A 25172-nucleotide genomic window follows, 5' to 3' on the forward strand; every position below is an offset into this window, starting at 1 on the left:
CGGCCACGGCCTGACGGCGGCGGCCGGACCATTGGTCCGGCCGCCGTTTGCGATACCGGGCTGCCTCGCCGCCCGAGGAGTGCTCGCTCCACGGTCGCTTGTCCGACCTCGTGGGTCTCAAGTGCTCGTCCTCGCGGCCTATGTGCGGCAGGATGCCTGTCCATGAGCACCCAGTCGACGGCAGGTATCGACGAGACCGGTCCCATCGACCACCCGTCCCGCTCGGACGGCTTCGTCCGCGGCGCCGCGGAGTTGATCGGCGGCCCGCTCGGCGACCACGCGGTCGCCCTGGACCGGCCGGTGGACCGGGAGGGCCGGTTCTGGACCGCCGCCCGGATCGTGCTGGCGCTGGTCTGCCTGATGCTCGCGCTGCACTGGGTGCAGAAGTCGCCCTGCCAGAACGGCGCCTGGCAGAACAACGTGCAGTACACCCGGATGTGCTACACCGACGTGCTGGCGCTCTACTACGCCGAAGGGCTCAACGAGGGCAAGGTGCCCTACGCCGACCACCCGGTGGAATACCCGGTGCTGACCGGTTACTTCATGGGCGCGCTCGGCCTGCCGGTGCACGCCCTCGGGGTGAAGAACCCCGGCATCAACCAGGGCCAGTGGTTCTACAACCTGAACGCGCTGGTGCTCAGCGCGCTCGCCGTCGCCACCGTCGCGGTCATCCTCAACCTGCGCCGCCGACGACCATGGGACGCGGCCATGTTCGCGCTCGCGCCGGCCCTGCTGGTCACCGCCACCGTCAACTGGGACCTGCTCGCCGTCGGGCTCGCCGCGTTCGGGCTGCTGGCCTGGGCGCGCCGCCGCCCGGCGACGGCCGGCGTCCTGCTCGGTCTGGCCGGGGCGGCGAAGATGTGGCCGCTGTTCCTGCTCGGCCCGATCGTGGTGCTGGGGCTACGGGCCGGCCGGCTGCGCGCCGCGCTCACCGCCACCGGCACGGCCCTGGTGGCGCTGGTCGTGGTCAACCTGCCGGTGGCGATCCCGTACCGGGACAGCTGGAACCGCTTCTTCGAGCTGAACAGCACCCGGGCGATCGACTGGGGCACCCTTTGGTACATCGGTCGCTACCTCGACGGCAAGGTCAGCCCATCAGGGCCGGGCGACCTCGGGCCGTTCGAGTGGCTGAACGCCCACATCTCCACCCTCAACTGGGTGTCGTACCTGCTGTTCGGGCTGGCCTGCCTCGGGGTGGCCGCGCTGGGGCTGCTTGCTCCGCGCCGCCCCCGGCTCGCGCAACTCGCCTTCCTGGTGGTCGCCGCCTTCCTGATCTTCAGCAAGGTCTGGTCCCAGCAGTTCGTGCTCTGGCTCCTCCCGCTCGCCGTGCTCGCCCGGCCGCGCTGGGGGGCCTTCCTGGCCTGGCAGGTCGCCGAGATCTGCTACTTCGTCGCCTTCTACGGGGAACTGCTCGGCTCGGCCACCAGCCGGCCGGTCTTCCCCGAGGGAGTGTTCGTGCTGGCCGCCAGCCTGCGACTGGTCACCGTGGCGGTGCTCTGCGGCTTCGTGATCCGGGACATCCTGCGCCCGGAGCGGGACGCCGTCCGCACCACGTACGTCGACGATCCCGACGGCGGCGTACTCGACGGAAGTCCGGACGTGCCGTGGCTGGCGGCCGGGCGACGGCGATCGGAGTCGGGCGTCGGCGCGCCGACGGAAGTGCCGGCGTGAACAGCAGTGCCGGCGAGCACCACGGTGATCGCCGGCAGCTGTCCGGGGAGTAGGCCGTCATCGTCGTGAGACAGGTGCCGGGGTGGCCGACCTGGCGGTGCCGGGTTCACAGCCGGTAGACCACCGCGTCGCCGACCTCCTCCCGGGTGATGCCCAGTTCGTCGGCCGGCCGGTCGAGGATCCCCTCCCACGGGGTGCCGCGGAGCCGACCGGGCAGCACGACCACGGTCTTCACGCCGATCTGGCGCAGGTAGTCGACGCTGAGCTGGTCGGGGAAGCTGACGGCGACATCGCGTACCTGGGCCTGGCTGTGCGGGGTGAAGCCGCTACCGCCGTTGACCATCTCCTGGAACCGGCTGGTCGACCAGAGCATCACCGGCTCGTCCAGCGCCTGGCCGCTGGGCAGCACCAGCATCGGGCCGTCGACCGTGCGCATCACCGCAGGCTGTAGCGGCACCACCGGGTGCGGGGTGGTGTTCAGCCCCTCCACGACGACCAGGAGCAGCGGCAGCAGGGTGGCCAGCCGCAGCCACGGGCCGGGCCACGACGGGACCCGCTCGGCGGCGAGCTCGCGTACCCGGGCGCAGAACGCGGTGACCGCGCCGGCGGCGAGGAGGCCGAGCAGCAGCGTGGTCCAGAGCATCAGCCGACCCGGCGTACGCAGCCCGTTCCAGCCCGGCAGGTACTCGAAGAGCGGCACGTAGGTGAACCGGCCGTCGAAGAGCCTGGTGCCCATGGCCAGGGCCATCGTCACCAGGACACCGGCGAGCAGGAAGATCCGGTGGCGTACCCGCCACACCGAGAAGAAGAGCCCGCCGGCGGCCAGGGCGTAGAGCACGAAGCCCGGCAGCAGCGTCATCTCCGGGTGCCAGGGCAGCACGGCCCGCGCCCCCTCGTGCAGTGGGCCCCAGATCCGCGACTCGGCAGGGGCGGTGAAGAACCCGCTGACCGGCGGCGAGTAGATGTCGACCTCGGCGAGCGTCCGCGCCGCGTTCGGGTGCAGCTCCGCGACCTTGAAATACGTCACCGCCAGCAGTGCGCCCACCGCGGCGAAAATCACGCCACCGAGCGCGTCGGCGAGGAACAGCCAGACACCGAACGGGTGCTTCACCCGCCCCACCACCCAGCGCCGGGCGAACCAGATCACGGCCGACACCAGCACGACGGCGGCCAGCAGGTACGCGAACGGCAGGCCGATCCCGAAGCCCAGGCTGAGCTGCCACGCCGCCACCAGCCAGCCGGCGAACGCCCAGCCTGCGCGCCGGCGCTGTGGCCGGTAGCCATACCGGAGGGACCAGCCGTGGCCCCGGGCGAGCATCGCCAGCGCCAGCGGGATACCGCCGTTGGAGATGACGTGCAGGTGCCCGGCCTGGGCCAGCAGCCAGGGCGCGTACGTGTAGGCAACCCCGGCCACCGCGGCCCCGATCCGACCCGCCCCGAGCTGCCGCGCCAGTGCGTACGCCCCGAGCGTGGCGAGGCCGTGCGCCAGCACGAACATGATGTTGTAGCGCACCAGGGCGTCCTGGGGGCCGTGACCGAGCATGCCGGCCGGCGCGTACCCGAGGAGGGTGTCGGAGAAGGCGAAGCTCCACCGGTCCGGGAAGAACGTGTTCGAGTGCCACAGCTGCGCGGGGTCGGTCAGCAGTATGTGCCCGGACCAGGCCATCTGCCAGGACTGGAGGCTCGGGTCCCAGTAGTCCTGCGGCAGCGTGTAGCGCGCGTAGTACAGGGTGGGCCAGGTCATCAGGACGGCCAGCACCAGCGAGGCGACCGTGGCCAGGGTCCACTCGTGCACCAGGAAGCGGCCCACCGCGCGGACCGCCCGGCGTGGCCGGGTGAGCACGGGATCCGGGGCGGGACCGAAGGCGGACCAGGGATCCGTCGGCGGCGTACCCTCGGTGGGCGTGTCCTTTCCGGCGGTCGCGCCGGCGGTCGCGGCCCCGCCCTCGTCGGGCCGCTCGGGCCGGTCGGCGCCGCCGGTGGTCCCGTGCGCGTCGGACTGCTCGGTCGTCATGCCGCCGACGCCTCCTTGTCGAGCTGCCGGCGCAGGAAGGCGATGTCCGCCGCCTGACCCTCGACGCCGCCCGGCGTCTCCACGATGACCGGCGCACCGGCCGCCCGGATGACCGCCACCACCAGCTCCGGGTCGATGGTGCCGCCGTCGAGGTTGTCGTGCCGGTCCTGCCCCGAGTTGAAGGCGCCCTTGGAGTTGTTCGCGTGGATCAGGTCGATCCGGCCGGTGATCGCCTTGATCCGGTCCACCAGGCCCAGCAACTCCTCGCCGCCCGCGTGGGCATGGCAGGTGTCGAGGCAGAAGCCCACCTCGTAGTCGCCGAGCGCGTCCCAGAGCCGGGCCAGCGCGTCGAGGCGGCGGGCGCAGGCGCTGTCGCCGCCGGCGGTGTTCTCGATCAGGACCGGAAGCGGGAAGCCACCGGATTCCGCCGCGTACGCGAAGGTCTTTCGCCAGTTGTCGAAGCCGACGGCGACGTCGTCCCCGGCGTTGACGTGGCCGCCGTGCACGATCAGCCCCTTGGCCCCGATGGCCGCCGCCGCCGTGGCGTGGGCGAGGAGCAGCTTGCGGCTGGGGATCCGGATCCGGTTGTTCAGCGTGGCCACGTTGATGACGTACGGCGCGTGCACGTAGAGGTCGACGTCAGCACCGCGCAGCCGCTCCGCGTCCTCCCGGGCCTTCGGGGCCTTCCATCCCTGGGGATCGGCGAGGAAGAACTGCACGGCCTCGGCGTCCCGGGCGGCCGCCTCGGCCAGAGGGTCGGTCGGATCGACGTGGGCTCCGATTCGCATGCACGGCAGCCTACGTCGCGCCTCCGACGAGCGGGGAGACCGCGTGCGCCAACGCCGGCATCGAGGCCGTCCGCACCGGGTACGGGCGGCGTCACCAGTGGGCCAGGCGGTCGTTGTCCGAGGTGGGATCGACGGTCGACGCTCCACCAGGGCGCGGTCCACAGGCGCCCGGGTGCAGCGGAAGACCCCCGGAAACGGGACGCCCCGCCGTGCGGCCCGGCACGACGGGGCGGGATCCGTCCGACTCGTCACACCGACCGGCTGGGCCCGGACACGGCAAGCACGCACGGCAGGCACGACAGCCGGCAAATTCTTCCAATTCCCCCTACAGGTGACGAGACCGGTTGTATGGTCAGAGCAGGTGATAACACGATAAAGCTCCGCGGGGCGTCCTCGATCCAACCTCATCGGTGTGGTCGTTCCTCCCCAGGTCCCACCCAAGGAATGCGGACGGGACGCCCCGCGGCCCCGTGGACAGGGGTCCACCACCGGCACGCGACGCCGGAGGTGGGCCCCTGCCGCCGCGCCCGGGCACCGCGCACGACCGGCCCGGGCATGATCGTTCGGACCGGGTATCCTGGTCCGGTTGTCCGCGCCCGGCCGGGTTCCCCCGATGCCGGTCACGGGCCACGACGCACGACCTCCTGCCACGGAAGGACCGTGGCCGCTTAGCCCACAGGAGGTGAGCACGTCTTGCGTCATTACGAGATCATGGTGATCCTCGACCCCAGCCTCGAGGAGCGCACCGTCGCCCCGTCGCTCGACACGTACCTGAACGTGATCCGGACCGCGGGTGGCTCGGTGGAGAAGACCGACGTGTGGGGCCGCCGGCGCCTCGCGTACGAGATCAACAAAAAGGCCGAGGGCATCTACGCCGTCGTCGACCTCCAGGCGACGCCGGAGGCGGTGGCCGAGCTGGACCGTCAGCTCCGACTCAACGAGTCGGTGCTGCGCACCAAGGTCATTCGCCCGGAGATGCGCTGAGCATCAGTCCCGACACGTCCGGATCAAGCCTCATCGACGGTGTCGGAGGGCTCTGAGAGCCTGTAGGGCACAGAGATGAGTGCGCGAGGAGATGGTCATGGCAGGAGACACCACCATCACGGTCATCGGCAACCTGACCGATGACCCCGAGTTGCGGTTCACCCCCTCCGGGGCGGCGGTCGCCAAGTTCCGGGTCGCCTCGACGCCCCGCTTCATGGACAAGGCGTCCGGCGAGTGGAAGGACGGCGAGCCGCTGTTCCTCTCGTGCACGGTCTGGCGGCAGGCCGCCGAGAACGTCGCCGAGTCGCTGCAGCGCGGCGCCCGGGTGATCGTGTCCGGCCGGCTGCGTCAGCGGTCGTACGAGACTCGCGAGGGTGAGAAGCGCACCGTCATCGAGCTGGAGGTCGACGAGATCGGCCCGTCGCTGCGCTACGCCACGGCGAAGGTGCAGAAGATGTCCCGCTCGGGTGGCGGTGGCGGCTTCGGTGGCGGTGGTGGCCAGGGTGGCGGCGGAGGCAACTTCGACGACCCCTGGGCCTCGGCTGCCCCGGCTCCCTCGCGCGGTGGTTCGGGCGGCGGAAACTTCGACGAGGAGCCCCCGTTCTAATGGCGCCGAGCGCCCGCGATCGCAAACCAGGAGCAAGAACAATGGCCAAGGCTGCGGCACTTCGCAAGCCAAAGAAGAAGGTGAACCCGCTCGACAAGGACGGGATCACCTACATCGATTACAAGGACACCGCGCTGCTGCGCAAGTTCATCTCCGACCGCGGCAAGATCCGCGCTCGGCGGGTGACCGGCGTGACCTCGCAGCAGCAGCGGCAGATCGCCCGTGCGGTCAAGAACGCCCGCGAGATGGCGCTCCTGCCGTACACGGCTACGGCCCGCTGAGAGGAGGCACCGACATGAAGATCATCCTGACTCAGGAGGTGTCCGGCCTCGGTGCCCCGGGCGACATCGTCGAGGTGAAGGACGGCTACGGCCGTAACTTCCTGCTGCCGCAGGGCTTCGCGATCGCCTGGACCAAGGGCGCGGAGAAGCAGGTCACGGTCATCAAGCGGGCCCGCTCGGCCCGGGAGATCCGCGACCTCGGCCACGCCAACGAGGTCAAGGCCCAGATCGAGGGCCTGAAGGTCAGCCTGAAGGCCCGCGCCGGCGACGGCGGTCGGCTCTTCGGCTCGGTCACCCCGGCCGAGGTCGTCGACGCCGTCAAGGCGGCCGGCGGCCCGGCTCTGGACCGTCGCCGGCTGGAGCTGCCCGGTCACATCAAGTCGATCGGCCACTACCCGGTCAGCATCAAGCTGCACCCCGAGGTGACCGCCAAGTTCGACCTGAACGTCGTCCAGGGCTGACACCCGACAGCACGACGGAAGGGCCCGCACCGGATTCCCGGTGCGGGCCCTTCCGCATCTCCCCTTTGGACAATGGGGCGGTCGGGGCCAGGTTTTGCCCCGGAAATTTGCTGTCCACAGGCTGGGGATTGCGTAACCGCAGGTCAGGGCCGGTTGGGTCGGGAATTCCCAACACTTGTCCACACCCCTGTGCACACCCTGCACACATGCCGGCCGTCCGGCGTCCACAGGTTGTCCCGAGGCTCGTCCACCGGCATGGTTGAGGGCCTGACCTCGGGTTCCGTATCGTGGTGCCCCGACCGTCCGGCGGTGGCCCCCCGATCGACCGGAGGGTCGCCGGGGCTGCCAGGCCCCGCGGTAGAGCTGGATTCGATCCGACGCAGCGAGGGGGGACCGTGTCGGTCACCGACGACAGGCGTACGGAGCGGACCGGCGGGGAACCGCCCGCGCCGGCGCAGCGGGACACGCAGTTCGACAAGACCCCGCCCCAGGACGTGGCCGCCGAGCAGTGCGTCCTCGGCGGCATGCTGCTCTCCAAGGACGCCATCGCCGACGTCGTGGAGATCCTGAAGTCCAACGACTTCTACCGGCCGGTGCACGCCACCGTCTTCGACGCGATCCTCGACATCTACGGTCGTGGCGAACCGGCCGACGCGATCACCGTCGCGGCCGCCCTCGCCGATTCCGGCGACCTGGCCCGGATCGGGGGAGCCCCCTACCTGCACACGCTGATCGCCGCCGTCCCCACTGCCGCCAACGCCGCCTACTACGCCCGCATCGTGGGCGAGCGGGCGGTGCTGCGTCGGCTGGTCGAGGCCGGCACCAGGATCGTCCAGCTTGGGTACGGCACCAGCCAGGGCGGCAGCCGGGACGTCGACGACGTCGTCGACCTGGCCCAGCAGGCCGTGTACGAGGTGACCGAGAAGCGGGTCAGCGAGGACTTCGCTGTCCTGGCCGACATGCTGCAGCCGACGCTGGACGAGATCGAGGCGGTGGGTGCCCAGGGCGGGGTGATGACCGGCGTGCCCACCGGTTTCAGCGACCTCGACCGGCTGCTGAACGGCCTGCACCCGGGCCAACTGATCATCGTGGCAGGCCGGCCTGGTTTGGGAAAATCGACCGCAAGTATGGACTTTGCCCGAAATGCGTCCATTCGCTACAACCAGGCGTCGGCGATCTTCTCCCTGGAAATGAGCAAGGTCGAGATCGTCATGCGACTCCTCTCGGCCGAGGCGCGCGTACCGCTGCACGTGCTGCGCAGCGGCCAGCTCTCCGACGACGACTGGACCAAGCTGGCCCGCTGCATGGGCGAGATCAGCGAGGCGCCGCTCTTCGTCGACGACACGCCGAGCATGAACCTGATGGAGATCCGGGCAAAGGCGCGGCGACTCAAGCAGAAGCACGACCTCAAGCTGATCGTGGTCGACTACCTGCAGCTGATGACCTCGCCGAAGCGCACCGAGAGCCGGCAGCAGGAGGTCGCCGACCTCTCCCGTGGCCTCAAGCTGTTGGCCAAGGAGGTCGAGTGCCCGGTGATCGCGGTGAGTCAGCTGAACCGTGGCCCCGAACAGCGCACCGACAAGCGACCCCAGTTGTCCGACTTGCGTGAGTCCGGGTCGATCGAGCAAGATGCCGACGTTGTACTTCTTTTGCACCGCGACGACTACTACGACAAGGAGTCGCCGCGGGCCGGAGAGGCGGACTTCATCGTGGCCAAACACAGGAATGGCCCGACCGACACCGTGACCGTCGCCGCCCAGCTGCACCTGTCCCGCTTCGTCGACATGGCCATCGTCTGACCCGCCCCGCCCGCGAACCGTCGCCGGCGAGCGGGCGTGAGGGTTAGCCGAGCAGAGGGAACCGACCGGCCGCTTCGCCCAGATCCCGCCGATCGCGGTCGGTGAGCGGCAGCCGGCCGGTGGCCTTGAGCAGGTACTCCCGATCGTCCTAGCCGTTCGGCCGGACCGCGCCGTCGCTCAGCAGGCCGTCCACGGTGGCCACGGCGACGCCGAGGGCGACCGCGCCGGGCGGGGGTGCGTCCGGCAGGTCGACCACCAGGTCGAGGTGGTGGACGACGGCTTCGGTGGTGAGGGTGGCCAGCAGATCCGGTACGGCGATGACGTGGCCCTGGGTGGCGACGCTGCCGTGCGGGTCGGTGCCGTGCACGGCTGCGCCGGCCGCGCGGACGGCGGCCGGGGCCGTGTCGCACCAGAGCCGGACCACCCCGCTGGGGCGCTCGAACGCGGCGGTGGAGCGTGAGCGTCGCACAGGACGATCGGCTGGGCACCTCGCGCGGCGGGCGGCTGGGTGGGCCGGGGCGTGGGCCCCGGCCCGCACCGGTCAGTCGAAGAGTTCGCCGAGGAAGCCTTGGCGCTTCTTGCGCTTGTAGTGGCCGTGGTAGCCGTAGTGCCCGCCGTGGCCGTACGCGGGCTGCGCGTAGCCCTGGCCAGGCGGCGGAGGGGGCGGCGGGACGGCGCCGTACCCGGGCTGGTGCGGGGCGGCGGTGGGCGGCGGGGCGTAGCCGCCGGTGGCCGGTGCTGCCTGCGGCGCGGCTTGCTGCCGGTTCCAGTTCGCCTCGGCCTCGAACAGCTTCTCGAGTTCGCCGCGGTCGAGGAAGATGCCGCGGCACTCGCCGCACTGGTCGATGATCACTCCGCTGCGCTCGTACTGGCGCATTTCTCCGTGACATTTCGGGCAAGTGAGCTGCATGACATCGACGGTACCCGGTGGGCTCACGCGGTGGCGGTCAGCGCGTCCGTCACCTCGTCGTCGGAGACCTCGTGGAAGTCGTCGTAGTACGCCCCGACCGCCATGAAATCGGGCGGCGTCTCCAGAATGACCACCTGGTCCGCCTCGGCGGCCAGCATCTCGTACGCCTGGTCCGAGCCGACCGGCACGGCCACGACGACCCGGGCGGCGCCCAGGTGGCGGGCGACCTGCACGGCGGCGCGGGCGGTGGCCCCGGTGGCCAGCCCGTCGTCGGCGATGACCGCGGTACGCCCGTTCAGGTCGAGCGGCGGGCGGCCGGTCCGGTAGCGGCGCTCCCGGCGGTCGAGTTCGGCCTGTTCGCGCTGCCGTACCTCCGCCTTGTCGGCGTCGCTGAGCCGGTCGGCGACCATCTCGTTGAGCACCTGCACCCCGCCCGGGCCGAGCGCGCCGTACGCCACCTCGGGCGCCCACGGCACGCCGAGCTTGCGGACCACCAGCACGTCCAGCGGCGCGCCGAGCCGTTCCGCGATCACCCGAGCGACATGTACGCCGCCGCGGACCAGACCGAGCACGATGACGTCGGGCCGCCCGGCGAGGTCGGTGAGCCGGTCGGCGAGCATTCGACCCGCCTCGGCCCGGTCGCGATAGGTGGTCATGTCCTCAGGTCTACGCCCTTGCGGCGGGTCGCGTGGCGGAAGTTGCCCGAAAGCCGGGCAGGCGGAGGCCGGCCGCGGCCAGTGCGGGGGCCCAGACCAGCAGGGCGATCGGGTAGAGCAGGTAGCCGAAGCGGGTCGACGGCATCAGCAGGATCGCCGCGAGCAGCCCGTACCCGCAGATCAGCGCGGTGGTCGCGGCGGTGCGCGGCGGACGGCGGAGGAGTTGGACGGCGATCGCCACCCCCGCCGCGATCAGCAGGGCGGCGGCGACGACCCGGCCGGCGGGCAGCGCGGTGGCGATGAGGTGGCCGGGGAACGGCGACTGCGCGGGGCTGGTCACCAGGCCGTGCCCGAGCGGGAAGCGCAGCACGTTCTCGACCAGGGCGTCCCGGTCGACCAGCAGCGCGGGGAGCAGCGCGAGAACCGGCAGCCCGAGCGCCCCGAGGGCGGCGCGGACGCCGGCCCGGCGGGTGGCGGCCCAGCAGACCAGCACGACCGCCACCGGCCAGGCGAAGAGTTTCAGCGCGCCGGCCGCGCCGACCGCCAGACCGGCCCGACCGGGTCGGTCGGCCGCGGCGAGGGCCAGCGCGAGCAGGCAGAGCGCGAGTACGGGCAGGTCGTCGCCGCCGGTCGCCAGGGTGAGGGCGCACACGGGCAGCGCGGTGGCCGCTTGTATGCCCCGGAGCACGGCGCGGCCCCGGGCGGGCGTGGCCGGGTCGGGTGTGGTCCGCAGCGTGGCCACCGCGGCGGCCAGCAACGCGGCGGTGACCAGGGCGAACCAGATCCGCGCGTCGGTCCACCAGCCGTCGGCGGCGGCCCGGGGCAGCCCGAACAACGCCATCCCGGGCTGGTACGGGGTGTAGCCGAGCAGCTGTTCCGCCGGTGGCAGCGCGGCGATCGCGTCGTGGCCCAGGTAGGGGGTGCCGTGTTCGGCGAGCCGGATGCCGGCGTGCTCGACCACCACCACCTCCTCCTGTGCCCGGTCGGTGCGCCCGGCCGCCCGCTGGACGCTCTGTGCCACGAGGGGCAGGAGCGCCGTGGTGGCCCAGGCGAACCCGGTCACCGCCCAGCGGGCGCGGAGCCCGGCGAGTGTCGGGTCGGGGTGGCGGCGCCGAGCGAGGAGTTGGCCGGCCACGACGAGCGCCGCCAGCGCGTATCCGGCGGTGGCGAGGGCCCCCCAGGCCCGGTGCGGGGCCAGGGTGGAGGTGGCGGCGGTGACCCCGGCGAAGGCGGCCGAGAGGGAGTAGAGGCCGAGGTCGAGGGCGAGGCCGCCGGCCGCGGAGTCGATGGCCGTCCAGCGCCGGGTGGCGGTGGCGGGCCGGTCGGGGTCGGCGGTCACGCTGGCCAGTCTGGCAGACGGCCGCCGCGACGCCCATCCGCCCACGTCGTGCTCCTCGTCCCCGCCCCGCCCGCTTGCAGATCTTGGACAGTATCCGTTCACAGTGGACGGCAACTCTTCAAGATCTGAGAGACGATCGTGCGGCCGGGGTACCGCGGATCAGTGGCGGCTGGCGTCATCGGCGATCTGGGCTGCGGTGGAGCCGGCGACGGCCGTCCGAGCGCGCCCGCCCGAGCGGCGACCCGGCAGGCGGATCACGGCGCCCGCGTCGTGCAGCGGTGGCGCGAGGGCACCCGGTCGCCCGCCTGCCCCGCGCTGGAGGGCGGCGAGCAGCGCGCCGGCCGGCAGCGGACGGGCGAAGAGGTGTCCCTGCCCGGCGGAGCAGCCCAGCTCCCACAGCGCCCGGCGCTGCGGTTCGTTCTCCACGCCCTCGGCGACCACGATCAGATCGAGGCTGCGGCCCAGGTCGAGGGTGGAGCGGATCACGGCGGCGGCCTCGGCCGCACCCTCCATCGCGGTGACGAAGCTGCGGTCGATCTTCAGCTCGTGTACGGGAATGCGGGAGAGCAGCGAGAGCGAGGAGTAGCCGGTGCCGAAGTCGTCGAGGGCCAGCCGTACGCCGGCGTCGCGCAGCCGGCTGAGCACCCGGTCCACCACGTCGAGCTGGCTCAGCGTCAGGGTCTCGGTCAGCTCCAGCACCAGCCGGTCCGGGGGCAGGTCGTGTGCCCGCAGCCGGGCCAGCACCGCCCCGGGGAAGCGGGCGTCGAGGAGGCTGCGGGGCGACACGTTCACCGAGACCGGCAGGTCGAAGCCGGCCGCCCGCCAGCCGCCGGCCGCGATCAGCGCCTGGTCGAGGATCGCCTCGGCGAACGCGGGCAGCAGCCCGGAGCGTTCCACCGCCTCGATGAAGCGCAGCGGGTCGATCATGCCGTGCGTCGGGTGGTGCCAGCGGGCCAGCGCCTCCGCGCCGATCACCTCGCCGCTGCCCAGGTCGACGATCGGCTGGAAGTTGACGATGAACTCGTGGTCGGCGACCGCGCGGGACAGTTCGCCGCCGAGGGTGAGCCGGCCCAGGTCGGCGGTGTCCCGGGTCGGGGCGTACGTGGAGGTCCGCCGGCCGGACCGCTTCGCCTGGTACATCGCCACGTCGGCGCGGCGCAGCAGCTCGGGCATCCCGCCGCTGGCCGGCGCGACGGCGATGCCGCCGCTGGCCTCCACGCTGATCCGCATGCCGTCCAGGTCGATCGGCTCGTGCAGGGCGGCGAGCAGCGTGTCGGCCCGGTGCGCGGCCACGGCCGGAGCGGGCAGCCCGCGCAGCAGGACCGCGAACTCGTCGCCGCCCAGCCGGGCCACCAGGTCGTCCGGGCGGGCCGCGCCGCGCAGCCGGTCGGCGACCTGCATCAGTACGCGGTCGCCGGCGCCGTGCCCGAGGGTGTCGTTGACCTCTTTGAAGTGGTTGAGGTCGATCAGCACCAGGGCCGTGACACCCGCGGCGTGCTGGGTGGTCAACTGCTCGGTGCCCTCGTCGAGCAGGTGACGCCGGTTGGAGAGCCCGGTCAGGGCGTCGTGGGTGGCGGCGTACGCGTTTTCCTCGGCGATCCGGGCCAGCTCGGCGTACGCCTGGGCGTTGCGGACCGCGGTGCAGAGCGCGGAGGCGAAGGTACGCAGGGTGTACTGCTCTCGCTCGGAGAGCTCGACCGGCCCGGCGAACCGGAGCCGGAGCCAGCCGACGTTGACCGAGCGGTCATGCCCTTCCAACGCCGCCGGGATGATCGTGCCGTCCACGGTGCTGGTCTCGTGAGTCGCACCGTCGTATGCGATGCCGCCGGTGCCGCCGCGGACCGTGCGATCGCCCGCGCGCAGCTCGATCTCGACCTCGTCGGCGGAGAAGAGTTCGGCGGCCCGGGTGACGGCGGTGGTGAGCACCTGATCGAGGCCGACCACGTTGAGCGCGTCAGTGGTCTGGGCCAGCCGCTGCCAGGCCTGTTGCTCGGTGCGCGCGCGGATGCGGGTCGAGTACGCCAGGTGCAGGCTGAGCACCAGTGGCGGTATGGCGAGCAGCATCCGGGGGTCGGCCGACAGGATGACCAGGGTGCACACGGTGACCACGAACCGGACGGCGAAACCCGCGATTCTCAGGTCGAGGTTGGCGCGGAACTGACGTCGCACCTCGGTGCCGGAGGCGAGGGCGATGACCGGGATGGCCAGCAGGTCGTCGACGAGCGCGACGACGAGGTAGGCGACGCCGAGCGGCACCAGCATGCCCAGCGGCTGATGGGGTGGCCACGTCCAATTCCCCAGAGCGAGCACGTAGCCGGCGCCAGCGGCGACCAGAACGTTCTTGCCCACCCCGAAGAGGACCTTGATGGGCGACAACCGGAGTGAGGCGAGGGCGATGCCTACCGCAGTGCAGAGCACCACCCAGTGGACAGACATGATCGCGGCGCCGATGACGATCGCCGTTTCGTTCCAACTGATCGACTGTGTCGTGGATCGGATCCGTATCCGTGCCTTGACGAGGGTGCCGACCACGATCATGAAGGTCAGCATGACGAGGGTGGCGACGTCGTACGCCGTCCTCGGGAGGTCCTTAAAAAGAGCGGCGGGTAGTGACACGAGCATAACGACAGCGGCCACCACGACTACGAGACCGACTAGCAGCCGCAGCCGCCCATCGGTCTCGATCTCACGTCGCTGGGAAAGAATCACGCCGCTCCCAGATGCTGCGCCGGCTGTGGCAGGAGCCTACTCCGCGCCGCCGGCGTTCTGAACCCGCTTTCAGTTCCAGTCGGTACCGCGCATCTTCCTGCCTCCTTCCGACTGTCTTTCGCCGGCCTTCGTGGTGTTTAAGAAGCTGGAAGGCAGCTTAAGAGTGGGGTGGGTCGGTTCAGAAGGCATAAATGTCGGTATGCGCAATATTAGCCAACATTGTGCCGCTATATGACGTTCTGTCCTCCCGGTTGTGCAGAGCGGAGTTGGCTGGATCCCAAGCGTGCCCGGCTGGTCGCCGACCGCGACGGACGCATGTGAAATTCTGCCTCTAGCCTGCCAGATTCATCAGCCCCACGTACTTCCAGCGTCCTTCGCGCGGCACTCGGGTAGATAGGAAAGTCGGAGCTGCCACCGATGCCCCCTCCGCACCGAGGGCCCCGGGCCTTAGACAATGGTCGGTAAACTGCACGGTGCGATCGGGTCGAGGTGCAGTGAAACCGGAGTCGTCCCTCGTGGAAATTCAGGTCCTCGGTGGCCTCACGGCGCGGATCCAAGGGCGGATCCTGCGTCTCGGGACGCCAAAGCAGCAACTCGTTCTGGCCATGCTCGCCCTGCACACCGGCCGGTTGGTCACGGTCGATCAGATGGTGGACGAGTTGTGGCCCGAGAATCCGCCACGCTCCGCCGTTCCCAATGTCCGTACCTATGCCGCCAATCTGCGTCGGAGCCTCGAGTCCGTCGCTTGTGGGCGGGTAACTATCGTCCGGGAGCAGGGCGGATACCGCCTACCACTGGACGAGAGCCGGGTCGACCTCATGCGTTTGTCGGCGCAGTGGCTTCGGGCGCGGAAGTTGGCCGACGCGGGTGACAGGCCACGGGCAGGCGAGTTGCTCGGGCGTGTGGTCGACGCCTGGCAGGAACCCCTGCTCGTCGGGCTGCCGCTAGGCCCTGCACTGCTCGCTCGACGGGAGAACGTGGATCGGGAACGGCAGTTGGCCGTCGAGTTCCTGGCCGACCTCCACCTGCGGGCCGGTCGCGCCGACCTCGCCGTCCCCCTCCTCCGCGCCCATGCGTCCCAGCAGCCCATACGGGAGCCCGCCCAGGGTCTGCTCATGCGCGCCCTCATCCAGGCCGACGATCTCAGCGGTGCGGTCGCCGTCTACCAGGCCACCAGGAATGCCCTGGCCGAGCAGTTGGGCGTGCTGCCCGGAGCCGAGCTGGAACAGCTCCGGCGACAGGCGGTTGGCGCCCGGCGGACGGTTCGGGAGCGGGCTCCATCTGCAGGATTGGAGGCGGCCGGGCGGTCCGACGACCAAGCCCGACCCGCCAACTGGATGCCCCGGGCCGCGCCGGACTTCGTCGGTCGCCGCGAGATCGTCGAGCGGATGCTCGCCGAGATTGCCGCCGAGGATGAAGCGACTCCGGCGATCCGGCTGATCGACGGGATGGCGGGCTGCGGGAAGACGACGCTGGCCGTACATCTGGCTGCCCGCCTTGCCAACCGCTACCCCGACGGTCAGTTGTTCGTCGACCTGCATGGGCACTCAAAGGGGGCGCCGGTTCAGCCCGCCGCGGCGCTGGTCATCCTGCTCCGGCAGTTGGGAGTTCCGGCCGGCCGGATACCCAGTGATCTGTCGGACCGGATGGAGACGTGGCAGCGGGAACTGGCGATCCGCAGAGTCGTGGTCGTCCTGGACAACGCAGCGGACAGTGGTCAGGTCGAGCCACTGCTACCCACCTTCGGCGGGTGCGTCGTCTTCGTGACCAGCCGGCGCCGCCTCCTGACTCTCACGGCGCGCCTTCCGGTGTCGCTTCCGGTGCTGGCCGAGCCCGAAGCGCTGAGCCTTCTCACCGCACTCGTCGGCGAGGATCGGATCAGAGCCGATCTTGAGGCCGCGACGGACCTGGTGCGCATCTGTGGTTGCCTGCCGCTGGCCATCCGGCTGGCTGGCACGCGGCTCGCTCACCGGCCCGCCTGGAGCATGTCCGACATGGTTCGCCGGCTCGTCGGCAAGCCGGCCTTCCTGCCTCAGTTGCAGGCCGAAGACCGGACCGTGGTCGAGGCGTTCGCCGAGTCGTACGAGCCGCTTAGCGACCCGGCCAAGCGGGTCTTCAGGTCGTTCGGACTGGCCGCCGGGAGTCATCTCGACGCGGCGATGATCGGTGCCCTCGCGGATGTTTCGGTGGACGTGGCGGCCGAGTTGGTGGACGAACTCGTCGATCGTCATCTGGTGGAGGAGATCGCCGCCGGACGCTACCGCCTCCATGACCTGATGCGGCAGTACGCTTTTGAGTTGAGCCTGCAGACGGACTCTGAAACAACTCGAAGAGCGTCGGTGGCAGGCCTCTTGGACCACCTCGTGCACTCGGTGGTGAAGGTTTCCGCGTCGATTGACGAGCAGCGGCTGGTCAGTCAGCAGCTTCGCCTGGCCTGCCCCCTACGCCCCGACCTCCTGTCCGGCCGACGGCCCGGCGACCTGGAGTGGTTGGACGAGCAGCGACTCAACCTGGACGCCCTGGTCCGGCAGGCCGCGCAGGAGGGCCACGAGACACTGGCGTGGCAGTTGGCCCGCGCCGCTTGGCGGTTCTTCTACACGCGTGGCTATTTCGACGATATCTCGGCGACTCATCGGGAAGGGCTGGCCGCAGCGGATCGGGCGGGCGATCGGCACGCAGTCGCCCTCATGCACAACTACCTCGCCTCGGCGTGCGTACGCACCGGCGCATACCACGAGGCGTTGGCGCATTTGAACGCGGTGGTGTCGATCCGGGCAGACCTCGGCGATGTCGACGGAACGAACCGGGCGCGGGTGAATCTGAGTGTCGTCTACTGGCTTACCGGTCGGCTACGGGAGTCCCTGGAGATCAACATGTCGATGCTGCGTGTCGGCGTGCTGGACAGCCTCCCCGTGCTGCCCAACCTCGGTCTCACGCTCAGATGCCTCGGCCGGTACGAGGAATCCATGGCGATTCATCGCCTGCATCTCTTTCTCGCTCGGGCCAGGCAGGATCACTTCCATATGTCCAACGCACTCGGTCATCTAGGCGGGGTCCGCTATCGCCTTGGCGAGAGTACGCAGGCGGAGCGCCTGCTCCACGCGTCCCTTGCCCTGCGCGATCGCGATGGTCACCAGTACGCCAGGGCGGAGACACTCAGCGACCTCGCCGGGGCGTATCGACAGCTCGGCCGATATGACGAAGCCATGCGGAACCACCATGCGGCTCTCGAGGCCGCCGCCAACTCTGGCGAACGCCACGTGCAGGCCGAGGCGCGCAACGAGCTGGCGATGACGCTCCGGGCAATGGGGCGCTTCGAGGAATCAGCGGCGACGTACCGGGAAGCGCTCGACATCGCCACCCGCATCGCCCATCCCTACGAGCAGGGTCGGGCGCTCAACGGAATTGCCGAGCACCTCGTCGCCGTCGATCCCGCGGAGGCACGGCGGTACTGGCGGCGGGCACTCGCCGTCTTCGAGCGGATGGGTGTCCCCGAGCGGCACGAGGTTCGCCGGCGCCTCGCCGAGGGTGCCTCTGACCAGGCGTGACGCGCCTTATCGATTTCTTATCGCGGTGCCCGCTACCGTCCTACGCGTGTCGGCCGAACGGGGGCGGTCCAGCCGTGGAGCGGGACCCGGTCGACGAGACGCCCGCCGTCAGGGTTCCCCCAGCGACTCGACGGCGGGTGGCTGAGGGAGGAGTGCCGCGTCGCGCCACGGCACCCGAGCGCGGCGCTCCTCCCCACCGACGGCAATGACCACCGACGGCAATGACCATCGCCGGCCACGACCCGGCGACGGACACGACCCAGTGCCGGACACGACCCGGCGACGGGTACGACGTGCTCGGAACGTCGTACCCAATGGATAGGCTCGTGGCCGTGACCGATCCCGCGCAGCTCACCCACGTCGACGCGGCCGGTGCGGCCCGGATGGTCGATGTCTCCGCCAAGCCGGTCTCCGGCCGGCTCGCGGTCGCCGCCGGCCGGCTCCGCACCACGCCCGAGGTGGTGGAGCTGCTGCGCCGCGACGGCCTGCCCAAGGGCGACGCGCTCGCGGTCGGCCGGCTCGCCGGGATCATGGGCGCGAAGCGGACCCCCGACCTGATCCCGCTCTGCCATCCGATCGCCCTGCACGGCGTCACCGTCGACCTGCGGCTCACCACCGACACCGTCGAGATCACCGCGACCGCGAAGACCGCCGACCGGACGGGCGTGGAGATGGAGGCGCTCACCGCCGTGGCCGTCGCCGGGCTCGCCCTGGTCGACATGGTCAAGGCCGTCGACCCGGCGGCCTCCGTGGAGGCGGTACGGGTGCTCCGCAAGGAGGGCGGCAAGACGGGCGAGTGGGTCCGGCCGGAGGACCGGCCGTGATCCGAGCCCGGGTGATCGTCGCCTCCAACCGGGCCGCCGCCAGGGTGTACGCGGACACCAGCGGCCCGCTGCTCGTCGCCGGCCTGCGCGAGCTGGGCTGCGAGGTCGACGAGCCGATCGTGGTGCCGGACGGCGAGCCCGTCGGCGCGGCGCTGCGGGCCGCCCGCGACGAGGGCGTCGACGTGGTGCTGACCAGCGGCGGCACGGGCATCACCCCGACCGACCGGACCCCGGACGTGACCCGGGCCCTGCTCGACTACGAGATCCCCGGCATCGCCGAGGCGATCCGGGCGTACAGCCGCGACACCGTGCCCACCGCCGCCCTGTCCCGGGGGCTGGCCGGGGTGGCCGGCCGGATGCTGGTGGTGAATCTGCCCGGCTCGCGGGGCGGGGCGAAGGACGGGCTGGCCGTGCTCGGGCCGATCCTGCGGCACGCCGTCGACCAGCTCCGTGGCGGTGACCACTGACCACGCAGCGCCCTGGAGCCGTCGGCCGCCGTCCCGGCGATAGGCTCGCCGGATGAGCGAGCGTCAGCGAGCGAATCATCAGCGCAGTGCCGTGGTGCCTCATGACGGCACGGAGCGCAGCGGAGTGCCGGCATGAGCACGGAAACCGCCGCCGCGGCGGCACAGGTCGCCGCGCCACCGCCAGCCGGGTGGGAGGAGGCCCGCTCCCGCGTGTACGCGGTCGGCCTCGCCGCCGCGCTCCCCGCGGTCGAGCGCCCGCTCGGCGACGCCGACGGCCACACCCTCGCCGAGCCGCTGACCACCCGTACCGATCTGCCGGCGTTCCCCACCTCCAGCGTGGACGGCTGGGCGGTGCGCGGGGACGGCCCGTGGCAGGTGGTCGGCCGTGTGCTCGCCGGGCACACCCCGCCCCCGCTGGCCGCCGACGGCACCACCGCCGAGATCGCCACCGGCGCGATGGTCCCGGAGGGCACCACGGCGATCCTGCGGATTGAGGAGTCGACCCGGACCGCGGACGGCCGGGTAGCCGGCACGCCGCGCCCGACGCCCGAGTGGCGCGAGCCGGGCGAGGAGGCGTACGCCGGGGAGGAGCTTGTGCCAGCCGGCACGCCCGTCGACCCGGCGCTGATCGGCCTGGCCGCCTCCTGCGGGCACGACACGCTGCGGGTCCGTCGCGCGCCGCGCGCCGCGCTCCTGGTCTTCGGCGACGAGCTGCTGACGTCCGGCCCGCCCGGCGCGGGCCGGGTCCGCGACGCCCTCGGCCCGACGGTGCCCGCCTGGCTGCGCCGCTACGGCTGCCAGGTGCGCCCGGACGACGTGGTCGGCCCGGTGGCCGACACCTTGCCCGCCCACGTGGCGGCCCTGCGCGGCGCGCTCGCCGACGCCGATCTGGTCTGCACCACCGGCGGCACCATGCACGGCCCGGTCGACCACCTGCACCCGGCGCTGGCGGAGCTCGGCGCCGACTACGTGGTCAACACGGTGGCGGTGCGCCCGGGTTTCCCGATGCTGCTGGCCCGGCTGGTGGACGGCGACGGCCGGGTCCGGTTCGTGGCCGGGCTGCCGGGCAACCCGCAGTCGGCCGTCGTCGCGCTGGTCTCGCTGGTCGCGCCCCTGCTCGCCGGTCTGGCGGGCCGGCCGATGCCGGTGCTGCCGCAGGCCACCCTCGCCGAGCCGATCCCCGGTCGGGGCGACTACACGCATCTCGCCCTGGTCCGGCTGGACCGGGCCGCCGGCACCGCCCACCCGGTGCGCCACGTCGGCTCGGCGATGCTGCGCGGCCTGGCCGGGGCGGACGGCTTCGCGGTGATCCGCCCGGGCACCAGCGGCGCGGTCGGGGACCGGGTGCCGCTCGTACCGCTGCCCCTGCTCCCCGGGGAGCGGGCTTGGTGAGCGCGAGGAGTGAGCCGGGGTTGCGAGCCCCGCAGTCGCGAACGAAGGAGGCGCAGTGAGCTCGGCGGAGTCCATCGTCATCGGCGCGGTGACCGACCGGCCGCTCGACCTGGCCGCGCACGAGGCGGCGGTCGCCGACCGCCGGGCCGGCGCGGTGGTCTCGTTCCAGGGCGTGGTCCGCGACCACGACCACGGCCGCGCGGTCACCCTGCTGGAGTACGAGGGCCACCCCACCGCCGAGGCTGTGCTGCGCGAGGTGGCGGCGGAGATCGCCGCCGACCCGGACGTGTACGCGGTGGCCGTGTCGCACCGGATCGGGCGGTTGGAGATCGGTGACGTGGCCCTGGTGGCGGCGGTCAGCACCGCCCACCGGGCGGCGGCCTTCGCGGCCTGCGCCCGGCTGGTGGACGAGGTGAAGGCGCGGCTGCCGATCTGGAAGCGGCAGGTCTTCGGAGACGGCACCGAGGAGTGGGTGAACTGCCCCTGACCGCCCGCGTCCGCCTCCTCAGGCGGAAGGTCGGCGGGTGGTGAGCTGGGCGGTGCGGACCAGCCGGTCGTGGTAGAACGCCGGTTCGGCGCCCGGTCGCCAGGGCAGGGCCGCGACCAGCACGATCAGGGCGATCGCCAACGAGTTTTCCATCAGCGCGCCGAGCAACCCGTCCTGGTAGTGGGACACCTCGGGGAGCTGGTGCTCGTACGGCCAGATCGGCGAGACCAGGAAGAGCAGGTAGAGCGTGAGGGCGCCGGCGCCGTGCCGCAGGCCGGTGAGCGTCGGGTACCAGATCGGCGGCCGTAGCGCCGGCACGCCGCCGGTGGGTGGTGCCGCGGTGCCCCGGGGCAGTAGTCCACGGCTCGCCTCGCGGCGGCGTACCGCGGCGTCGGCCAGCACGATGATCGCCGGGATGACCCAGACCAGGTGGTGCGACCAGGAGATCGGGCTGATCACGTTGGCGGTCAGCCCGACCAGGGTGAACGCGGTCAGCTCGTCGCCGTCGGCCCGGGCGCTGGCCGCCCGGGACAGCCCGAGCGCCAGCACCAGCACCGCGAAGGCCGACCAGAGCAGGCCGGGTGTCTCGATTGAGTCGTAGAGCCGGGCGAGCAGGCCCGCGAGCGACTGGTTGGCGGTCATGTCGGCAGCGCCGACCCGTTCGGTCTGCCAGAGCACACCGGTGAAGTACGCCCGCGACTCCGGCTCGACCAGCACGAAGGTCCCGAGGGTCACGCTGATGGTGGTGCCGACGGCGACCATCGCCGCGCGCCACTGCCGGGTGATCATCAAGTACGCGATGAACAGCGCCGGGGTGAGCTTGACCGCGGTGGCCAGGCCGATGCCGACCCCGGCCCACGCGCCGCTGTAGACGAACCGGGCCGGTGCCGAGTCGGCGGTCTCGTGATGGGTGCCTCGCTTCGCCCGCCAGCGCAGGCCGACCAGGTCCGCCATGATCAGTGCGAAGAGCAGCAGGTTGACCTGGCCGTAGCCGAGGGTCTCGCGGGACGGCTCGATGGCGAGGGCCATCGGCGTGGCGATGCCGACGGTGAACCAGAGCGACCAGCCCAGCCGGTCGACGATCGGGCGCAGCAGCGCGGCCAGCACGACGGCGAGCGCGGCGATGCTGGCCAGCGCGTTCAGCCAGCCGGAGGCCTCGACCGGCAGCCAGGACATCGGCAGCATGACCAGCGCGGCGAAGGGCGGATAGGTGAAGCCCAGGTTCGTCGCGGGTGCGATGAAGTTGTACAGCTCGTTGCCGCTCGCCCACCACACCACGGCGCCGTGGTAGATCTTCATGTCGAAGAAGTTGTACGGCCGACCGAAGGCACCGATGGCGATCCACGCGGCGTAGGCGACGGCGGCGATGGCACCGGCACGTACGGCTGCTCGGCGATCGATCCCACGCGCCCGGTAGCGGACCCGAGCGAGGCGGTCCGTCCGTCTACCGGCGCTCGCCGGGATGGCGTGGCCACCAGCGTGCCAAGATCGTCCTGCCCGTCCAGGTCCCGCACGGAGCCTAGAACGGTGCCTCACGTTGTTGCCTCCCGCGTTGTGCGACCGTGTCCGATCCCACGCCGGTTTCGACGTTCACCGCGTTAACGGGTCTCGGGCGGTTCAGGTGATTGGTGGGCCTTGCGGGGGGTGGTGGCCGGGTTGGTGCAGCTCAGCCGGGAATTCGGCGGCCGGTCGCCGCCGAGCGGACGGCGATCTTCGCCTCTCGGCGGGCGGTCCGGACCGCGCGCTGCACCGAGCGTCGCGAGTGGTCGATCCGGTGGCCCGCGCGCCAGCGCAGCCCGGGCTTCCCGCCTGTGTCCGCGGCGGCGAGCAGCAGACCGCCGAGCAGCCCGAGATTCTTCAGGAAGTGGACCTGGTTGTGGTTCCGCGCCATCGGGTCGTCCGTGTTCCAGAACGAATGGCCGGCGATCGTGGTCGGCACCAGGGTGCCGGCGAGGATGAGTGCGGCGGGCCGGGCGAACCGTCCGGACGCCAGCATCAGGCCGCCGACGACCTGGGTGGCCGCGTTGGCCCGGATCAGCGCCTCGGTGTCGGTCGGGATCCGGGGATGCAGGCTCTGGATCAGCGGGGCGGCCCGATCGGTGACCGGTTTCGCGGTGGGGACCAGCCGATCAGGGTGCGTGAAGTTGCGGGCGCCGCTGACCACGAAGATGCTGCTCAACATGACGCGGGCGAGAGAACGCACGGGCTTCATGGCTCAGTCATACCGCGTCGCGGCGGTCGCCACGCCCGCAACGCTCGAAAGGGATCGGCCGACGTGGACGTCCGGGCCGGCCGGCCGGCGTACCGATTTTAGCGACCGTCGCGGATGGACGGGGTACGCGCGGTAAGGTCGCGCGGGTGACGACGCTGCGACTGCGACCCGAGGATCCGGCGGACGAGGAACTGGTCGCCCGGGTGCTGGCCGGCGCCTTCGCCCGCCCCGACGTGGCCACGCCGCCGGAGGTGGGCCTGGTCGACGAGCTCCGGCACAGCGACGCCTGGATCCCGGAGCTGGCCATGGTCGCCGAGTACGGCGGCGAGGTGGTCGGCTACGCGTTGCTGACCCGGGTTCGGGTGCTTACCGACGACAGCGCGTACCCGGCGCTGGCGCTCGGCCCGGTGGCGGTCTCGCCACACCGGCGGCGGATCGGGCACGGCACGGCGGTGGTGCAGGCGGCCCTGGACGCCGCCACCGAGCTGGGTGAGCGGCTGGTGGTGGTGCTCGGCGACCCGACGTTCTACCGCCGCTTCGGGTTCAGCCGGGCCGACCGGATGGGGTTGACCAGCCCGTGGTCCGGGCTGGGGGACCCGTGGCAGGCGTTGGTGCTGCCGCCGTCCGTCGGTGACGAGGTCTCGCCACCGTCGGGCGAGGTCGTCTTCCCGCCGCCCTGGTCGAAGGTCTGACTCTCCGAGCCCGGCGAGGCTGGCCAGCTCCGGCGCGAGCCGGCCGACGGCGCACGGCTGCGGCACCGCCACCGGCGGTCAGGCCGGCTGGGTACGCAGGTAACGGCCGAAGTGCGGGACGGTGAAGGCGACGGTGCCCCGCTCGCCGGAATAGATGAGCCCCTTCTTGATCAGCGCGTCCCGGGCCGGGGAGAGGCTGGCCGGCTTACGGCCCAGCGCGCGGGCGATCTCCGCGGTCGGCACCGCCGCGTCCATGTCGTCCCGGCCGCTCTCCTCCCCCTCGACCAGGGACAGGGATGCCATGGCCCGCATGTACTCGCGCTCGGCCGGGGTGGCCCGTTCGAACCGGGAGCCGAAGAAGCCGACGGCCAGTTCGGCCTCCGCCTCGGGCGCGGCGACCCGGACGTCGGCGGCGGCGATCGGCGAGCGCGGCGCGTGGTCCCAGGTGGCCTTGCCGTACGCCTGGACGAAGTAGGGGTAGCCGCCGGACTTCTCGTAGAGCAGGTCGAGGGCCTTCGGCTCGTACTCGACCTCCTCCCGCTCGGCCGGCGCGCAGAGCGCCTGGTCGGCGGCGATCCGGTCCAGCCGGTCGATGCGCTGGTAGCGGAAGAGCCGCTCGGAGTACGACTTGGCGGCGCTGAGTACGGCCGGCAGGTGCGGCAGCCCGGCGCCGACGACGATCAGCGGCGCGCCGAGCTGGGACAGCTCGTGGCAGGCGGCGCAGAGCGCGGAGACGTCCTCCGGCCCGAGGTCCTGCATCTCGTCGATGAAGACGGCGACGCCGGTGCCGACGTCGGTGGCGACCGCTGCGGCGTCGGTGAGCAGCTCGACCAGATCGATCTCGATGTCCCCGGAGTCGGCCCGGCCGCTGGCGGCCGGCACGTCGATCCCGGGCTGCCAGCGGTCGCGCAGCTTCGGGGCCGCCCCGCCGCGGCCGCTGGGCGTGGTGCGCTGGGCGAACGCCTTGAGTACGCCGAGGAAACCGTCGATCCGGTCCGGGGCGCGGTGCCGGGGCGCCAGCTCGCGGACCGCCATGTGCAGCGCGGCGGCGATCGGCCGGCGTAGCGACTGGTCCGGCCGGGCCTCGATCTTGCCGGTGCCCCAGAGGTGGTTGATGGCCTGTGAGCGGAGGGTGTTGAGCAGGACGGTCTTGCCGACCCCGCGCAGGCCGGTGAGCATCAGGCTGCGTTCCGGGCGGCCTCGGGCGATCCGCTCCAGCACCACGTCGAACACGTCCAGCTCGCGTCCTCGCCCGGCGAGTTCGGGCGGACGCTGACCGGCGCCGGGGGCGTACGGGTTGCGGACCGGATCCACGAATCGCACAATATCGG

22 protein-coding genes are annotated in these 25172 nt (G+C 71.8%); 12 read left to right on the forward strand and 10 right to left on the reverse strand.

What is annotated here, in order from left to right:
• Positions 1-162 precede the first annotated feature (162 nt).
• Positions 163-1671 carry a glycosyltransferase family 87 protein gene (locus tag ACNAW0_RS10015; RefSeq protein WP_416287460.1) on the forward strand — a complete coding sequence of 503 codons (1509 nt, stop codon included), beginning with the start codon at positions 163-165 and terminating at the stop codon, positions 1669-1671.
• Positions 1672-1777: 106 nt separating this feature from the next.
• Here ACNAW0_RS10015 and ACNAW0_RS10020 read toward each other — a convergent pair whose 3' ends face one another.
• Positions 1778-3685 carry a hypothetical protein gene (locus ACNAW0_RS10020; RefSeq protein WP_416287461.1) on the reverse strand — a complete coding sequence of 636 codons (1908 nt, stop codon included), beginning with the start codon at positions 3683-3685 and terminating at the stop codon, positions 1778-1780.
• Positions 3682-4473: a deoxyribonuclease IV gene (locus ACNAW0_RS10025; RefSeq protein ID WP_416287462.1), complete on the reverse strand. Its 792-nt coding sequence runs from the start codon at positions 4471-4473 to the stop codon at positions 3682-3684. The genes ACNAW0_RS10020 and ACNAW0_RS10025 overlap by 4 nt, the downstream gene beginning before the upstream one ends.
• A gap of 693 nt (positions 4474-5166) precedes the next feature.
• Between ACNAW0_RS10025 and rpsF the strand changes: the two genes are divergently transcribed.
• From rpsF to dnaB, 5 genes are all read left to right on the forward strand, one after another.
• On the forward strand, positions 5167-5457 hold the full coding sequence (gene rpsF / locus ACNAW0_RS10030) for a 30S ribosomal protein S6 (protein WP_013736576.1): 291 nt from the start codon (positions 5167-5169) through the stop codon (positions 5455-5457).
• 79 nt (positions 5458-5536) lie between these two features.
• Complete coding sequence (locus ACNAW0_RS10035) at positions 5537-6064, forward strand: single-stranded DNA-binding protein (protein ID WP_198940427.1); 528 nt, start codon at positions 5537-5539, stop codon at positions 6062-6064.
• Between the two features lie 41 nt (positions 6065-6105).
• Positions 6106-6345, forward strand: a complete 240-nt coding sequence (rpsR, locus tag ACNAW0_RS10040; RefSeq protein ID WP_007073789.1) for a 30S ribosomal protein S18 — start codon at positions 6106-6108, stop codon at positions 6343-6345.
• 14 nt (positions 6346-6359) lie between these two features.
• Positions 6360-6806, forward strand: a complete 447-nt coding sequence (gene rplI / locus ACNAW0_RS10045; protein WP_416287463.1) for a 50S ribosomal protein L9 — start codon at positions 6360-6362, stop codon at positions 6804-6806.
• 395 nt (positions 6807-7201) lie between these two features.
• The gene (dnaB, locus tag ACNAW0_RS10050; RefSeq protein ID WP_416287464.1) at positions 7202-8605 is read left to right on the forward strand and encodes a replicative DNA helicase; all 1404 of its coding nucleotides are present in this window, start codon (positions 7202-7204) and stop codon (positions 8603-8605) included.
• 148 nt (positions 8606-8753) lie between these two features.
• On the opposite strand, the gene ACNAW0_RS10055 is transcribed toward dnaB, so the two are convergent.
• The 5 genes from ACNAW0_RS10055 to ACNAW0_RS10075 all read right to left on the reverse strand — a co-directional run bounded on the left by ACNAW0_RS10055 (position 8754) and on the right by ACNAW0_RS10075 (position 14132).
• A complete protein-coding gene (locus ACNAW0_RS10055; protein ID WP_416287465.1) occupies positions 8754-9074 on the reverse strand; it encodes a hypothetical protein in 321 nt (106 codons plus the stop codon).
• Positions 9075-9146: 72 nt separating this feature from the next.
• Positions 9147-9515: a zf-TFIIB domain-containing protein gene (locus tag ACNAW0_RS10060; protein WP_416287466.1), complete on the reverse strand. Its 369-nt coding sequence runs from the start codon at positions 9513-9515 to the stop codon at positions 9147-9149.
• A 23-nt stretch (positions 9516-9538) separates the two neighbouring features.
• Positions 9539-10171, reverse strand: a complete 633-nt coding sequence (locus ACNAW0_RS10065) for a phosphoribosyltransferase (protein WP_416287467.1) — start codon at positions 10169-10171, stop codon at positions 9539-9541.
• Positions 10172-10181: 10 nt separating this feature from the next.
• Complete coding sequence (locus ACNAW0_RS10070) at positions 10182-11510, reverse strand: glycosyltransferase 87 family protein (protein WP_416287468.1); 1329 nt, start codon at positions 11508-11510, stop codon at positions 10182-10184.
• 159 nt (positions 11511-11669) lie between these two features.
• Entirely contained in the window at positions 11670-14132 is a 2463-nt protein-coding gene (locus ACNAW0_RS10075) for a putative bifunctional diguanylate cyclase/phosphodiesterase (protein WP_416287525.1), read from the reverse strand.
• 602 nt (positions 14133-14734) lie between these two features.
• Between ACNAW0_RS10075 and ACNAW0_RS10080 the strand changes: the two genes are divergently transcribed.
• From ACNAW0_RS10080 to ACNAW0_RS10100, 5 genes are all read left to right on the forward strand, one after another.
• Positions 14735-17767 (forward strand): AfsR/SARP family transcriptional regulator, encoded by a 3033-nt coding sequence (locus tag ACNAW0_RS10080; RefSeq protein ID WP_416287469.1) that lies wholly within the window; start codon positions 14735-14737, stop codon positions 17765-17767.
• Positions 17768-18099: 332 nt separating this feature from the next.
• Positions 18100-18591, forward strand: a complete 492-nt coding sequence (moaC, locus tag ACNAW0_RS10085) for a cyclic pyranopterin monophosphate synthase MoaC (protein WP_416287470.1) — start codon at positions 18100-18102, stop codon at positions 18589-18591.
• Positions 18588-19058, forward strand: coding sequence for a MogA/MoaB family molybdenum cofactor biosynthesis protein (locus ACNAW0_RS10090; protein WP_416287471.1), 471 nt, complete (start codon positions 18588-18590; stop codon positions 19056-19058). Before moaC ends, ACNAW0_RS10090 begins: the two co-directional genes overlap by 4 nt.
• Positions 19059-19190: 132 nt before the next feature.
• Positions 19191-20450, forward strand: a complete 1260-nt coding sequence (locus ACNAW0_RS10095; RefSeq protein WP_416287472.1) for a molybdopterin molybdotransferase MoeA — start codon at positions 19191-19193, stop codon at positions 20448-20450.
• Positions 20451-20505: 55 nt separating this feature from the next.
• Positions 20506-20937: a molybdenum cofactor biosynthesis protein MoaE gene (locus tag ACNAW0_RS10100; RefSeq protein ID WP_416287473.1), complete on the forward strand. Its 432-nt coding sequence runs from the start codon at positions 20506-20508 to the stop codon at positions 20935-20937.
• An 18-nt stretch (positions 20938-20955) separates the two neighbouring features.
• Here ACNAW0_RS10100 and ACNAW0_RS10105 read toward each other — a convergent pair whose 3' ends face one another.
• Together ACNAW0_RS10105 and ACNAW0_RS10110 are read right to left on the reverse strand one after the other, a co-directional pair.
• A complete protein-coding gene (locus ACNAW0_RS10105; RefSeq protein ID WP_416287526.1) occupies positions 20956-22401 on the reverse strand; it encodes a glycosyltransferase 87 family protein in 1446 nt (481 codons plus the stop codon).
• 202 nt (positions 22402-22603) lie between these two features.
• Positions 22604-23149 carry a DoxX family protein gene (locus ACNAW0_RS10110; protein ID WP_416287474.1) on the reverse strand — a complete coding sequence of 182 codons (546 nt, stop codon included), beginning with the start codon at positions 23147-23149 and terminating at the stop codon, positions 22604-22606.
• A gap of 146 nt (positions 23150-23295) precedes the next feature.
• Between ACNAW0_RS10110 and ACNAW0_RS10115 the strand changes: the two genes are divergently transcribed.
• Positions 23296-23841, forward strand: coding sequence for a GNAT family N-acetyltransferase (locus ACNAW0_RS10115; protein WP_416287475.1), 546 nt, complete (start codon positions 23296-23298; stop codon positions 23839-23841).
• 78 nt (positions 23842-23919) lie between these two features.
• Here ACNAW0_RS10115 and ACNAW0_RS10120 read toward each other — a convergent pair whose 3' ends face one another.
• Complete coding sequence (locus tag ACNAW0_RS10120; protein WP_416287476.1) at positions 23920-25155, reverse strand: AAA family ATPase; 1236 nt, start codon at positions 25153-25155, stop codon at positions 23920-23922.
• Between the last annotated feature and the right edge of the window lie 17 nt (positions 25156-25172).

It is taken from the genome of Micromonospora sp. SL1-18, assembly GCF_047921505.1.
Taxonomy (GTDB): Bacteria; Actinomycetota; Actinomycetes; order Mycobacteriales; family Micromonosporaceae; genus Micromonospora.

Bases quoted from the DNA above. Each gene is read 5' to 3' on its own strand.
- ACNAW0_RS10015 (WP_416287460.1), top strand. From the start codon at position 163: ATGAGCACCCAGTCGACGGCAGGTATCGACGAGACCGGTCCCATCGAC.
- ACNAW0_RS10020 (WP_416287461.1), bottom strand. From the start codon at position 3,685: ATGACGACCGAGCAGTCCGACGCGCACGGGACCACCGGCGGCGCCGAC.
- ACNAW0_RS10025 (WP_416287462.1), bottom strand. From the start codon at position 4,473: ATGCGAATCGGAGCCCACGTCGATCCGACCGACCCTCTGGCCGAGGCG.
- rpsR (WP_007073789.1), top strand. From the start codon at position 6,106: ATGGCCAAGGCTGCGGCACTTCGCAAGCCAAAGAAGAAGGTGAACCCG.
- rplI (WP_416287463.1), top strand. From the start codon at position 6,360: ATGAAGATCATCCTGACTCAGGAGGTGTCCGGCCTCGGTGCCCCGGGC.
- ACNAW0_RS10060 (WP_416287466.1), bottom strand. From the start codon at position 9,515: ATGCAGCTCACTTGCCCGAAATGTCACGGAGAAATGCGCCAGTACGAG.
- ACNAW0_RS10065 (WP_416287467.1), bottom strand. From the start codon at position 10,171: ATGACCACCTATCGCGACCGGGCCGAGGCGGGTCGAATGCTCGCCGAC.
- ACNAW0_RS10075 (WP_416287525.1), bottom strand. From the start codon at position 14,132: ATGCTCGTGTCACTACCCGCCGCTCTTTTTAAGGACCTCCCGAGGACG.
- ACNAW0_RS10095 (WP_416287472.1), top strand. From the start codon at position 19,191: ATGAGCACGGAAACCGCCGCCGCGGCGGCACAGGTCGCCGCGCCACCG.
- ACNAW0_RS10110 (WP_416287474.1), bottom strand. From the start codon at position 23,149: ATGAAGCCCGTGCGTTCTCTCGCCCGCGTCATGTTGAGCAGCATCTTC.